Genomic DNA, 12,119 nt, shown 5'->3' with positions numbered 1-12,119 from the left:
AAGTGCTGTGCAGTGGCATGGCGCTTGTTAGAATAAAACAAAATAAAATATGAGTATGCAGGATGCATAAAAATATCTCGGGAACGATGTTCTATTCCTTGTTATTCGCGATGGGCGGCGCACCGACCATTGCGATGCTAATTATACGTGCCCAAACTCGGGATCCTGACATTATTTATGGGGCATTCATTGGCTTGAGCGTGATCATTGCCTGTGTACTAGTACCGGTCATCTTGTTACAGAATGCTTTTCTATTTTTTAAGCGTAAAAGTGAAATTTTAGAAGAAAAAATTAAACCTTTGTGTTATTTATATTTAGGTTTAAATATTGTCTGTCTGATTTATTGGCTTGCGATACAGTATTGGGGTTAAAATTACATAAAATATAACAAGATGAAGTAATTGTACATTTAGTTGATCCGGCCTTTAACTTATAATTTTTTACAATGTAAATTAACCTTTTGCTTATGGTGGAGTCACTATAATGAAAAATAAATTCTTGTTAGGTATGGGTGCAGCCGCAGCCATTACTTTGTCTGGTTGTACAACTATTGCCGATATTGCAGGTGCAGATACTGCGACTTTAAATGCTTCAGCCAGCCAAAGCTACAATGCCATGGTGGCAGACGCTAAAGCGAAAGGCCAGCTGGATACCAGTTCAGCGACATACAGTCGTATTAATGCTGTTTTTAACCGTTTAAAACCTTATGCCAACCAGCTGAACCAGACGGGTACTGCATTCCAATGGCAGTTGGCCGTATTGAAATCTGATCAGGTCAACGCTTTTGTGGCACCTGGTGGTAAAGTGGTGTTCTATACCGGTATCGTGAACAAGCTGAATCTGACCGATGCTGAAATTGCAGCCATTATGGGTCATGAAATGGTCCATGCCCTGGAAGAGCATGCGAAACAGAAACTTGGTGCACAAGCCCTGACTGATCTGGCATTGGGTATTGGTTTAAATGCAGCGGGCGTAGGACAAGGTGGTGCTGCAGTAGCACAATTGGGTAGCCAGATTGGTATCGGCTTGCCTTACTCACGTAACCTAGAAAGCCGTGCTGATCAGGGCGGTTTAACTCTCATGGCGCGTGCTGGCTATAACCCGAATGCAGCGATTACTCTTTGGGAAAAAATGAACAAGCTTGAAGGTGGTAGCACTGGCGCGACTTTCCTGTCTACTCACCCATCGAACAGTCAGCGTATCGCAGCAATGCGTCAAAATCTGCCAGCAGCAATGCAGATCTATAACAAACGTTAATGATTGCGTAATTTGAGTGATTCGCGATTTTAATGATGAAAAGCAGGGCAGTAGTCCTGCTTTTTTATATTTAAAATCTTAAGGCAATAAAAAAGGCAAAGTTTTCACTTTGCCTTTTTGTGCTAAAGACCGGGAAGTCTTAGTGGTGGTGACCACCTGCACCGTGTACGTGACCGTGATCAAGTTCTTCTTGAGAAGGTTCACGGATAGACACGATTTCAACTTCGAAAGTTAAATCTTGACCAGCAAGCGGGAAGTTAGCATCAACAACTACGTTGTCACCTTCAACTGCTTTAACAGTTACGATTTGAACGCCGTCATCAGTTTGTGCTTGGAACTGCATGCCTGCCTGGATGTTGTCTACGCCTTGGAACATTTGTTTAGGCACTTCTTGCACTAGCTCTGGGTTATATTCGCCATAGCCTTCAGCAGCAGGAACATTTACAGTGAATTTTTCACCAACAGTTTTGCCTTCTAAAGCTTTTTCTAAACCAGGGATGATGTTACCTGCACCGTGCAAATAGGCAAGTGGTTCACCTTGAGATTTGTCGAGAGTTTCACCCTCTGCGTTAGTCAATGTGTAGTGGAAAGAAACCACGAGGTTATTTGCAATAGCAGTCATATTAATTGATCCATTCAATTTTTTAAGGGTACATCATAAAGTGAAATTGTATTTTTGTAGACTAAAAATAGCAAAAAAATGCAATTTGACATGTTTAATGACGATTTTTTCATATATGAGGACAATATTTACAATTTCAATGCAATTTCAGCTTGGGTGCAATTTTTCGTGTAACAAAGTCTTTGGCAGTTAACAGGCCAGCATGGGTATAGCCATGAATGGTGGCCTGATGAATCCGGTACAGGGATACATACATGGATTTCGCGACAAAGCCTTGAACATTGACCTGACCCAATAATTCACCGACAGCGCTGTTTTGACTTAAAGACACTAATGAGCCTTTGTCAGAAAACTTGAACATCGGTAAATAGCTTTCACCATTAATGCGTGCTTTTAAGGCTCTGACCAGAAAAGCGGCCTGCTGGCTGGCGACTTGCGCACGCGGGCCTAAAACCGGTTGATCTGCTTCAGGCTGACAATGCGCACAATCACCAAAAACGAAAATATCCGGGTCTGACAGAGTTTGCAGAGTTGCATAAACTTTTAGGCGATTAATGTTGTCTTTTTCCAGCTCTTTAAGTTTTGCCAGAACTTCAGGTGCTTTAATTCCAGCAGCCCAGACTTTAATTTCTGCTTCGAGGCTTGAACCATCTGCAAAATAAATCTGGTCTTCATCGACTTTAGCGACCCTATGACTGGTTAATACCTCAATACCTAGACGATCGAGTTGCTCCATGGTGTGTTCAGCCATTTTCTCAGACAGTGCAGGTAAGATTCGGTCAGCCGCTTCAATCAAAGTGATTTTGACTTTATTTGGATCAATCTTGTTCAGACCATATTTAAAAAAGTTTTGTTTGGCGATCACCAGCTCGGCAGCCAGTTCTACACCAGTTGCACCGGCTCCAATAATGGCAATTTTAAGCTCACGGGAAGAGGTCTGATTTTGAGCATTGAGATAAAGATGTAGCAGATCCTGCTGAAAGACATCGGCCTGCTGGCGGCTGTCGAGAAAATGACAGTATTGGGCAACACCTTCCGTATTAAAATCATTGGAAGTAGAGCCTAGTGCCAGCACCAATGTGTCATAGCTGATATTTTTTTTCTGTTTAGGCTGAGCTTTTTTAGAAAAGTAATCTGTTTCCAGAACAATTTCTTTAGCCTTACGATCCAGATCAACAAATGTTCCCAGCACAAAGTGATAATGATGAGCCGCAGCATGACTAAAATAATTGGTTTCTTCTGCATGCGGATTAAGCGTACCTGCAGCAATTTCATGCAATAAGGGTTTCCAGATATGCGTCAGTTTCTGATCTACTAGGGTAATATGCGCTTTGCCACTTTTGCCTAAGGTTTCGCCCAGTTGAGTAGCCAGCTCCAACCCACCTGCGCCACCACCTACAATTACGATTCGATGTGCTGTCATATATTATTAACCTATTTATTTTTCTAATAAAAATAAGAGAAATTTAGACCAAATATACTATGGCATGGGCAGCAGGCCGTCTTGATTAGAATTGTTATACAAATTACAAAACGTAGCAATTATGTCAGGGGAGGTAAAATTGACGAGAGAAAAGGGAGAAATTTAAGGGGGGGTTAGAAGGCAAATGAGAGGCCTTCTAACTGTATTCAGTGTTTATTTCTGGATTGGATAGAGTTTGGCACTTGGTGCATTTTCTGCAAAGATGCCAAAGAAGCTAGATAACCAGCTCAGGAATTTCTGGAAGAAACCGGCTTCTTCAAGTTCCACCATATCTTCAATCTGGATGGTACGAATAAGCTGATTATTCTGATACACATGAATCGTCGCTAATGGCATCACTTTGGCCATAGGTGCAATCAACTCAGAAGCATTCATTTCTACATTAATATGGGTCTGGGTTTCATGGAGCGGTTCAATGCTTTGCATTACACCATCACCTGTATTCAACATTACCCGTTGATGGTTTTGATCGAACTGGTTCAGATCAATGGCATAATTCTGATCATATAAAGAGGTGGTAATAATCTGCGGCTGCTTGGTCTCTACCTTAAACATTTTCAAAGTCGATTTGATCACCGGTAATTCAGCGAGTAGCTGTTTGTCTTTAATGGCGACTTCATTACGGGTATAGGTATACGCCAGATTCATTAACTTATGCGACACTTCAGCGCGTTTGGCAGCACTTTTGGTACCTAGAACTACCACGATCAAACGACGGTGAGGTAGTTCCATGTCATAAGTCGGACGATTGGCAGTGAGCGCCAGGTTATAGCCGGCTGCACGAGTAAAGCCAGTTTTTAAACCATCGACGCTTGAGTCCACTTGCAACACACGGTTAGTGGCACGGTGGAAATGGTTGTTATAGCTAAAACTTGGCTGCTTGGAATAATACAGATAGTCCGGAGTCTGATTGACTACAGCTGCCGACAAACGCGCCAGATCCGCTGCAGTAGAATAGTGCTCAGGCATGGTAATACCGGCCGGATTCTGGAAATGGGTATGGGTCATGCCCAACGATTTTGCTTCCCGATTCATTCGCTCGACAAAGCTTGGAATATCACCTGAAATTTTTTCTGCCAATGTCACAGCAGCGTCATTCGCCGACATGATAATCAGACCTGCCAGAAGTTGATCAATCGAAATCTGCTCACCTTCTTTCAGGTACATTTGTGACTCATCCCACATCACTGTTTTCACAATCGGTGTTGCAGTTAATACTTCACTTTTATCTAATTTACCCGCCTGAATTTCTTTCAATGCAATATAAGCGACCATCATTTTGGTGAGGGAAGCTGGAGCACGTTGAACGTCGGCATTGTGTTCGGCAATGACCTGGCCTGACTGTGAGTCAAGAATGGTCCAGGCTTCTGCTTCAACGCTTTCAGGCAAAATATTCAGAAGGGCAGCATATGAAATTGCAGGCACAAACAGGCTAAGAACTGCAAGCAGTGAGATGATGTATTTCAAAGGTGTTCCTTAATAACCAACCGGTCGATGAACGATTTAATTTTCACGCATGCTATGCCTTTTTTTTAAGGATAGCTAGTCAGAAATGTAGACAAATGCGACAGCTAAGCAATACTGGCCTAAAAAATGCTAAGCTAAGCTATAACTCATTTATTTGTATTTTATATCGCCCATTATGTTGCATTATCAAATCGAATTTGACGATTATCGTCAGCACCTTATTCACGTAACTCTTCGCTTTTTAGCAGACCCAACACAAGTCCTTTCTTTACCGACCTGGATTCCGGGTAGTTACCTGATTCGCGAGTTCTCCAAGCATATTGAAGCAGTCAAGGCTTATGATGAGGATGGACGCCAGCTACAAATCCAGAAGTTTGAAAAGAATAAATGGCGTTTATTCAATACGGATCATGAACTGATTACTGTGGAATACGATGTCTACGCGTATGACCTGTCTGTTCGTGGTGCATATGTGGATCAAAACCGTCTCTATGTGAACCCAGCTTGTGCATGTTTGGGTCTAGAAGGTCAGGAGCATAAAGAAATTGAAGTAGAAGTATTCCTGCCGGATGAACTGAAACATTTCCAGCTTGCGACGGGCATGCAGGCCAAAAGTCTGGTGAAAGGTCGTTATACCTTAAAAGCTAAAAACTATGCTGAACTGATTGATGCGCCGTTTGAACTGGCAGAGCAGACCCGTTTCAGCTTTGAAGCCAATGGCATTCCGCATGAGTTTGTGGTGTCAGGCAAGCATGCGATGAATGAACAGCGTATGAAGCAGGACATTGAAAAAATCTGTGCGACAGAAATTTCCATGTTCGGTTCTGCGCCATTCAATGATTATACCTTTATGACCATAGCCACCGGGAACAGCTATGGCGGTTTGGAGCATCCAAACTCAACCAGTCTGATTACACCGCGTGATGATTTCCCTAAAGTAGATGAGCCTGAAGAGCCATCGAAAGATTATCAGCGTTTCCTTGGCCTATGTAGTCATGAGTATTTCCATTCATGGTTAGTGAAATTTATTCGTCCAGAAAACTTCGTGAATTATGATCTAAATAAAGAAGGCTATACCTCTTTGCTTTGGATCTTTGAAGGGTTTACGTCGTATTATGATGACCTGATTCTGCTCCGTAGTGGCGTGATTAATCAGGAATCTTATATTGCATTGCTCAAAGCGCAGATTGACCGTTATTTGCAAAACCCGGGACGTTTTATTCAGTCAGTATCTGAGTCTAGCTTTGATGCCTGGGTAAAATTCTATCGTCAGGATGAAAACTCAAATAATGCCGGTACCAGCTACTACAATAAAGGCTGTTTAGTTGCACTTTGTCTGGATCTAGGTTTACGTCTGCGTGGCTCAAGTCTGGACGCTTTGATGCGTAAGCTATATGAAAATACGCAAAATGGCATTCAGGTCAATGAACGCACTATTTTCGAATTGTGTCAGGAATTGACTGGTGATAACTGGTTAGAACAGATTAATCACCTGATCAATACTACTGATGAATTGCCATTAGATCAGTTATTACCTGAATTTGGCGTGAGCTATACGCTGAAAAATGACAAGTCATTACCATTTGGTTTGAAACTTGTAGATAAGCCTGAAGGTGTGCTGGTTCAGTCTGCACGTCGTGATGGAGCAGGGGTGAAAGCGGGCCTTTCAGCGAATGATGTGATTGTGGCGATTGATGGACTTAAAGCAACGACGAAACTTGTCGAGAAATATGCGAAACAGGAAGGTACGTATACTGTCCATGCATTCCGTCGTGATGAGCTGATGACTTTTGACGTTCAAAATGGTGGTTCTGAACTGACTGAAGTTGAATTGAAAGTTGAAGATCAAACTAAAGCTGAGAAATGGTTGAAAGCTTAATTTAGCATTTGCTGTTTTAAAAAACCGGTGTTGATGCACCGGTTTTTTTATTGCATTAAGTTTTAGAATAATTATTTAACGATCAGTCGTGAGGTTCCACGGAATTCAGCCACGATTTGATCTTCCTGATTCAGGATCTGAATATCGTAAATCCCACTGCGACCGCTACTGGCTTTATGTTCAGCTATGGCGGTAAGGGTATCACCGAGCAGTGCCGGTTTCAGATAATGAATACCACAATGTTGGCCGACTGCTGGGTATTCGCCGGTATTGCAGGCAATGGCAAATGCAGCATCAGCTAATGCAAAAATCACAGCGCCGTTACAGGTCTGATGTCCCTGTAAATGTTGTTCAGACACTTTAAGTTCAATCTTCGCATGATTGTGGTTATAGGAAATTAGATGTGCACCGAGATACTGAATTAATCGGTCCTGATTAAACATCTGGTTCACTTGCTGATCCATTGCAGAACTCCTTTTTTGGATACACTTTGTTTTAAAAATATTAATTATGTGAATCATAAATAACATTCCAGGAGATAAATAACAAGCGAAAGCCAGATGAATGATGCAATGCAGCTGTTTTACGCTTCAAAATAAAGCGCCATGAAAATGACGCTTTTAGGGATTAAGAATTAGTTGCCACGATAGGTTGAATAACCATAAGAGCTCAGTAATAACGGAATATGATAGTGCTCCAAAGCACCGTCAATCGTAAATACCACAGGTACTTCAGGGAAGAAGGTGCGTTGATTATTGGCCTTAAACCAGTCACCGGTTTTGAAGGTCACTTTATAGATGCCTTTCTGTAAAGCTGTATCTTTAGGATAAAACTCTTTGATACGGCCATTGGTATCTGTTTTTAACTCATTCAGTTTTACCCACTTGTCACCCTGCTGAGCTTCCAAAATCACCGCGACATTGGCGGAAGGCAGACCAGTTTCCTGATTCAGCACATGCACACTTAAAGGATTCTGTGCAAAAGAAAAGCTTGCTGTCGCCGCTAGAAGAGCACCAAAAATAATTTTTTTCATAGGTCTGTTCCTATTCAATAGATAGATAAAATTAAAGTTGTTTTAAAGTATGTTGAATGCCTTGTGCGGCACATTGATGATCCTGTTCAGAGCCACCAGAGCCTGCAACGCCAACAGCGCCAATGAGCTGGTTTTTATAAACCACAGGTACCCCGCCGCCCAATAATAACAATTCATCCAGGGTATTTAAATTTTGTGCATCCGGGTTCTTTTGTGCATGACGCATGAAATCCAATGTACTGGTCTTAGTCGAGTATGCAGTAAAGGCTTTAAGCTGTGATGCAGTTAAATTGTGAATTCCGACAGATTCATGCCGTTGACTGGCCAAGACATTGCCGCCTTGATCCAGTACTGTGACTGCAGCGGGTTTGCTGGCTTTCTGACAAGCTTGCATGACGTTCTCAGTAAGCTGATTTGCTGTACTCAAGTCCATAATATAGGCCGTTTTTAATTCAGCATGGCTTAAGCTAACCATTGCTAAACTCGCTAGATATAACAATATTTTTTGCTGATTCAATCTACTTCTCATGATAATGTTCAGTCATATAGAAATTGAGAAGATCATAATCAAAGAATTGAAGCCCATGGATGACAATCAGATTACCAATTTGTAATCTTTGCGCCGTATGAAATTGATTAAACTCAGCCCATGCATATTTTAATTGTAGAAGATGAAACCAAAATTGCCGGCTTCTTGGCCACAGGCTTAAATGAATCCGGCTACCAGACTACACAAGTGGGTAATGGCCTGCATGCCTTATCGGTGCTGGAACAGCAACAGATTGATCTGGTATTGCTGGATGTGATGCTGCCCGACCTAGACGGCTGGAAAGTCCTCAAAACCTTGCGTACTTTTTCTAAAGTTCCCGTACTTATGCTGACTGCCAAAGATCATGTGCTTGACCGGGTCAAAGGATCGGAACTGGGTGCAGATGACTATTTAACCAAGCCTTTCTCTTATATCGAACTCTTGGCCAGAATAAAAAGCCTGCTGCGCCGTGTACCGAAAGTTGAACATGAAATGTATCAGGTGGCCAATTTAGAGCTGAATCGTTTAACCCGGGAAGTATTTCGAGACCAGCAAAAAATTGAGCTTACCCAAAAGGAGTTTGCGCTTTTACAGTTGCTGATGGAACACCAGTCCGAAGTTTTAACCCGGACACAAATTGCTTCACTAGTCTGGAATATTAATTTCAATACCGACACCAATGTCGTTGATGTTGCCGTACGCCGATTACGTTCTAAAATTGATGACCATTTCAGTCCAAAACTTATTCATACTGTACGTGGTATGGGTTATAAGCTGGATGTGCACGCATGAAAATGCATTTGGGCACACGTCTCGGCATCGCTTTTGGCCTTATTTCCTGTATCGTTTTTTTAAGTATCGGCGGGTTGTCCTATCACAATATGCAGCAGATGGTGCAACAACAGCAGGATGAAGCTTTGGCCTTGCGGATTTCCAGAATAGAAATATTTCTGGCTGATCAGCAAAGCTTTCAGGTGCTGATCGAGCATCCGGAGCTTTATGAGAATATGCTTGGACAGGAAGATAACTTACTGATTCTTAAAAATGCTCAGAATACCTTGATTGACATTAATCCTTTAAATATCGCTATTCCTCTATTGGATTATCACACCAAGCTGAATTATCAAAATAATAAGATTGAACAACCCACGACCCGTTTGGCATTTAAGCAAGTGGACTTTAATGGACAGTCTTATCAACTGATTGCCGGTAAGCAGCTCGCAGCAGGGCAACAGGTTTTAAAACATTACCTGATAAAATTAGTGATCTACACTCTGCTTGGTATTATTTTATCTACTTTGTTAGCCTGGCTGATGGGGCACTATCTACTGCGATCCATGCGCCAATTAATTTACGCCACTCAGCAAATTAATGTGCAGCAGCTGGATCAGCGTATCGAGTTGCCATCCCGAACTATTGAGGTGCAGCAACTAACAGAGGCTATGAATGCCATGCTGGACCGAATACAGCAAGGCTATGAACAGTTGGCCCGATTTTCTGAAGATATTTCCCATGAATTACGAACGCCCCTGAATAACTTGATGGGGCAAACCCAGATTGCCTTGTCGAAGTCACGCAGTCGCGATGAATTAGAAAATTTGCTGTATTCCCATCTGGAAGAGTATGAACGTCTAACTCAGATGATTGAAAACATGCTATTTATCGCCCGAGTTGAATATGGCCACTATCAGATAGAAAAACAGACACTAGAACTTAGCCAGATCATAGAAGATTTGCTGGCATATTTTGAGTTTCTGGCAGAAGAAAAAAATATATCTATTTATACGGATATTCCGGCTCAACTGAATATAGCTGCGCATCCGGAACATCTGCAACGTGCGCTTGCCAATTTACTCAGCAACGCAGTGCAGTATGGAAAGGAAAATGGCGAGATCAGAATCACGGCGATGACTACAGAAAATAGCTGTCGGATTGATGTGCTGACAGCAGGTGTACAGATCCCCGAGCAGCATTTAGCCCATCTGTTTGAACGCTTTTATCAAGTTGATAGCAGCCGGCATCAAAAAGCCCAAACGGGTGGTTTGGGCTTGGCGATTGTGCAGTCCATTATGCAGTTGCATCAGGGGGAAGTTCAGGTGAATAACCATTCTCAAGGGGTGGTCTTTAGTTTGATCTTCCCGATCTAAGCAGTGGCTTAACGTGTACGACGGCCACGACTCTTGGTATTTGGACGGGTGGTACCATTGGTCTTGCGACGTGGTTTTTCACCTTCTTCCATTTGCCAGATACGCGGTGTGCCGGTTTTTTTCTTGGTGCCGTCTTTCGTTACTTTCTTGTTAATTGGTTTACCACCGGTACCACCCGGTTTTTTCACATAAGAGCGCGAGCGGTAAGGTTCTTGAGCAGGCACATCTTTAAAGTCTGGATAAAGTAGGGGTTCAATTTCTTTAGTTTCACCTGGCTGTAAACCTAATTGAACCAGATCAATCGAACCGATTTTGGTGCGAATCAAACGTAATGTAGGAAAGCCGACTGCTGCAGTCATACGACGAACCTGACGGTTACGACCTTCACAGATTGAAATTTCGACCCATGAAGTTGGAACAGAAGCACGGAAACGTACAGGAGGATTACGTTCCCATAACCATTCCGGTTCAGTGACTTTAATTGCTTTGGCTGGTAGCGTAATACCGTCATTCAGTTCAACGCCTTTACGAAGCTGTTCTAGAGCTTCTTCGGTTATATCCCCATCGACCTGAACCAGATAAGTTTTGAATTTTTTGCTGGCTGGATTGGTAATATATTGGTTTAAACCACCATGATCGGTCAGGAACATCAAACCTTCAGAATCCATATCCAGACGACCGGCAATACGCAGATCCGGATCGTCTACGAAATCTGCCATAGTCTGATGTTTTTCATCTGGACGAAATTGGGAGAGGACGTCATAAGGCTTGTTAAGAATGACAATTTTCACTTTAACCTACTAAAATATATAAAATAATTCTGATGTGGCAGTCATGTTGCCCATTGTGATACTCCTTTACTTATAAATAGGAGATAAGGGAAGACATAAAAGAGTCCACTAAGTGGAAGCTATCATAGCAGATTCTGATTTATCTTCCTCGAATTTATGTTTTGCATCTAATTTGATTGCGACCATACCGCTTTAAAATGATGTACTTTTTGTATTCAAATATGATCTTCCGTTTAAGAATGTTAATGACCGATGATCTTCATTTTTTACTGCACTTGTCGAGTCAGGTAAGGGAAAATAAGACAATTCAAGGCAAAGCAAAAAACTGATAATGATTTTTATAGACCTGAAATAGTTTTGACGGATTTACATACCATACAAAAAGCTTTCCAAACTGGCTTAGACCACTACAAAGCAAGCTGATATTTTAATTTCACGGTTTCTAATATTTTTAATTTTGAGGTGAACAATGAAATTGTTGACTTTAATTAGTATGGGTATTGCAGCGAGTTATTGTTATAAAACCATCAAACATAACAAGCAAAATCTTTCAAATCTAAATTTTGATGAAGTGATAAATCAACACATTTTACGAGATTTTATAGCCTGAACATTACCTATATTTACTGCCAGCTTAACCCGATTATGAATAAAGAATCTCAACATATCCTGTTGGGATTTTTTATTTTTATCGTTTGAATATTTTTAAATAAGGTGCATAAGAAAATCTATATCAAAATGAAAGTTACATGATTAATCTATTAAATAGTCAATTAATAGATTCCTTTCATAAGTCATTTTTCACTCAGCTCCAAGTTATAAATTCCAGCAATTAGATTGAATCTTAATGCTAGTCTTTTGCCTCGATTGCGATATCGCTCAGCAAGAATTTTGAAGGTTTTCAAACTGCC

The 12,119-nt window shown here is 41.5% G+C and carries 13 protein-coding genes and 1 pseudogene; 6 read left to right on the top strand and 8 right to left on the bottom strand.

Annotation, left to right across the window (positions count from 1 at the left end; translation table 11 throughout):
* Positions 1 to 62: 62 nt before the first annotated feature.
* Both FTU00_RS02410 and FTU00_RS02405 read left to right on the top strand, forming a co-directional pair.
* Positions 63 to 371, top strand: a complete 309-nt coding sequence (locus tag FTU00_RS02410) for a hypothetical protein (RefSeq protein WP_180011665.1) — start codon at positions 63 to 65, stop codon at positions 369 to 371.
* Between the two features lie 112 nt (positions 372 to 483).
* Positions 484 to 1,257: a M48 family metallopeptidase gene (locus FTU00_RS02405; protein WP_125279059.1), complete on the top strand. Its 774-nt coding sequence runs from the start codon at positions 484 to 486 to the stop codon at positions 1,255 to 1,257.
* 139 nt (positions 1,258 to 1,396) lie between these two features.
* Here FTU00_RS02405 and slyD read toward each other — a convergent pair whose 3' ends face one another.
* The 3 genes from slyD to FTU00_RS02390 all read right to left on the bottom strand — a co-directional run bounded on the left by slyD (position 1,397) and on the right by FTU00_RS02390 (position 4,829).
* Positions 1,397 to 1,879 carry a peptidylprolyl isomerase gene (gene slyD / locus FTU00_RS02400; protein ID WP_004784172.1) on the bottom strand — a complete coding sequence of 161 codons (483 nt, stop codon included), beginning with the start codon at positions 1,877 to 1,879 and terminating at the stop codon, positions 1,397 to 1,399.
* Between the two features lie 136 nt (positions 1,880 to 2,015).
* Positions 2,016 to 3,302 carry an NAD(P)/FAD-dependent oxidoreductase gene (locus FTU00_RS02395; RefSeq protein WP_180179009.1) on the bottom strand — a complete coding sequence of 429 codons (1,287 nt, stop codon included), beginning with the start codon at positions 3,300 to 3,302 and terminating at the stop codon, positions 2,016 to 2,018.
* Between the two features lie 213 nt (positions 3,303 to 3,515).
* Positions 3,516 to 4,829, bottom strand: coding sequence for a D-alanyl-D-alanine carboxypeptidase PBP6B (locus tag FTU00_RS02390; protein ID WP_180179008.1), 1,314 nt, complete (start codon positions 4,827 to 4,829; stop codon positions 3,516 to 3,518).
* A gap of 175 nt (positions 4,830 to 5,004) precedes the next feature.
* Here FTU00_RS02390 and FTU00_RS02385 point away from each other — a divergent pair, with 175 nt between their 5' ends.
* Complete coding sequence (locus tag FTU00_RS02385; RefSeq protein ID WP_180004071.1) at positions 5,005 to 6,708, top strand: M61 family metallopeptidase; 1,704 nt, start codon at positions 5,005 to 5,007, stop codon at positions 6,706 to 6,708.
* A 71-nt stretch (positions 6,709 to 6,779) separates the two neighbouring features.
* Here FTU00_RS02385 and paaI read toward each other — a convergent pair whose 3' ends face one another.
* From paaI to FTU00_RS02370, 3 genes are all read right to left on the bottom strand, one after another.
* Positions 6,780 to 7,172: a hydroxyphenylacetyl-CoA thioesterase PaaI gene (paaI, locus tag FTU00_RS02380; RefSeq protein ID WP_180004073.1), complete on the bottom strand. Its 393-nt coding sequence runs from the start codon at positions 7,170 to 7,172 to the stop codon at positions 6,780 to 6,782.
* A gap of 170 nt (positions 7,173 to 7,342) precedes the next feature.
* A complete protein-coding gene (gene uraH / locus FTU00_RS02375) occupies positions 7,343 to 7,741 on the bottom strand; it encodes a hydroxyisourate hydrolase (protein ID WP_179993219.1) in 399 nt (132 codons plus the stop codon).
* A gap of 31 nt (positions 7,742 to 7,772) precedes the next feature.
* Complete coding sequence (locus tag FTU00_RS02370) at positions 7,773 to 8,216, bottom strand: heme-binding protein (RefSeq protein ID WP_257229779.1); 444 nt, start codon at positions 8,214 to 8,216, stop codon at positions 7,773 to 7,775.
* 174 nt (positions 8,217 to 8,390) lie between these two features.
* On the opposite strand from FTU00_RS02370, the gene FTU00_RS02365 reads away from it, so the two are divergent.
* Both FTU00_RS02365 and FTU00_RS02360 read left to right on the top strand, forming a co-directional pair.
* Positions 8,391 to 9,062 carry a heavy metal response regulator transcription factor gene (locus FTU00_RS02365; RefSeq protein ID WP_180179006.1) on the top strand — a complete coding sequence of 224 codons (672 nt, stop codon included), beginning with the start codon at positions 8,391 to 8,393 and terminating at the stop codon, positions 9,060 to 9,062.
* The gene (locus FTU00_RS02360; RefSeq protein WP_180179005.1) at positions 9,059 to 10,417 is read left to right on the top strand and encodes a heavy metal sensor histidine kinase; all 1,359 of its coding nucleotides are present in this window, start codon (positions 9,059 to 9,061) and stop codon (positions 10,415 to 10,417) included. Before FTU00_RS02365 ends, FTU00_RS02360 begins: the two co-directional genes overlap by 4 nt.
* Before the next feature lie 8 nt (positions 10,418 to 10,425).
* Here the strand turns inward: FTU00_RS02360 and FTU00_RS02355 are convergent, their stop codons facing one another.
* Positions 10,426 to 11,208 carry an rRNA large subunit pseudouridine synthase E gene (locus FTU00_RS02355; protein WP_005236402.1) on the bottom strand — a complete coding sequence of 261 codons (783 nt, stop codon included), beginning with the start codon at positions 11,206 to 11,208 and terminating at the stop codon, positions 10,426 to 10,428.
* A gap of 469 nt (positions 11,209 to 11,677) precedes the next feature.
* On the opposite strand from FTU00_RS02355, the gene FTU00_RS15530 reads away from it, so the two are divergent.
* A complete protein-coding gene (locus FTU00_RS15530; protein WP_257229778.1) occupies positions 11,678 to 11,818 on the top strand; it encodes a hypothetical protein in 141 nt (46 codons plus the stop codon).
* Positions 11,819 to 12,002: 184 nt separating this feature from the next.
* Here the strand turns inward: FTU00_RS15530 and FTU00_RS02350 are convergent.
* A pseudogene (locus FTU00_RS02350) lies at positions 12,003 to 12,119 on the bottom strand (IS5/IS1182 family transposase); the annotation flags it as partial.

Source organism: Acinetobacter sp. YH12041, from assembly GCF_013419975.1.
Classification (GTDB): Bacteria; Pseudomonadota; Gammaproteobacteria; order Pseudomonadales; family Moraxellaceae; genus Acinetobacter.
Note: the sequence above shows the minus strand (reverse complement) of the source record. Positions and strands in the feature narration are given on the sequence as shown.

Excerpts from the sequence above, each read along its gene's own strand:
- FTU00_RS02410 (WP_180011665.1), top strand. The coding sequence starts at position 63 with ATGCATAAAAATATCTCGGGAACGATGTTCTATTCCTTGTTATTCGCG.
- FTU00_RS02405 (WP_125279059.1), top strand. The coding sequence starts at position 484 with ATGAAAAATAAATTCTTGTTAGGTATGGGTGCAGCCGCAGCCATTACT.
- slyD (WP_004784172.1), bottom strand. The coding sequence starts at position 1,879 with ATGACTGCTATTGCAAATAACCTCGTGGTTTCTTTCCACTACACATTG.
- FTU00_RS02395 (WP_180179009.1), bottom strand. The coding sequence starts at position 3,302 with ATGACAGCACATCGAATCGTAATTGTAGGTGGTGGCGCAGGTGGGTTG.
- FTU00_RS02385 (WP_180004071.1), top strand. The coding sequence starts at position 5,005 with ATGTTGCATTATCAAATCGAATTTGACGATTATCGTCAGCACCTTATT.
- paaI (WP_180004073.1), bottom strand. The coding sequence starts at position 7,172 with ATGGATCAGCAAGTGAACCAGATGTTTAATCAGGACCGATTAATTCAG.
- uraH (WP_179993219.1), bottom strand. The coding sequence starts at position 7,741 with ATGAAAAAAATTATTTTTGGTGCTCTTCTAGCGGCGACAGCAAGCTTT.
- FTU00_RS02370 (WP_257229779.1), bottom strand. The coding sequence starts at position 8,216 with ATGGTTAGCTTAAGCCATGCTGAATTAAAAACGGCCTATATTATGGAC.
- FTU00_RS02365 (WP_180179006.1), top strand. The coding sequence starts at position 8,391 with ATGCATATTTTAATTGTAGAAGATGAAACCAAAATTGCCGGCTTCTTG.
- FTU00_RS02360 (WP_180179005.1), top strand. The coding sequence starts at position 9,059 with ATGAAAATGCATTTGGGCACACGTCTCGGCATCGCTTTTGGCCTTATT.
- FTU00_RS15530 (WP_257229778.1), top strand. The coding sequence starts at position 11,678 with ATGAAATTGTTGACTTTAATTAGTATGGGTATTGCAGCGAGTTATTGT.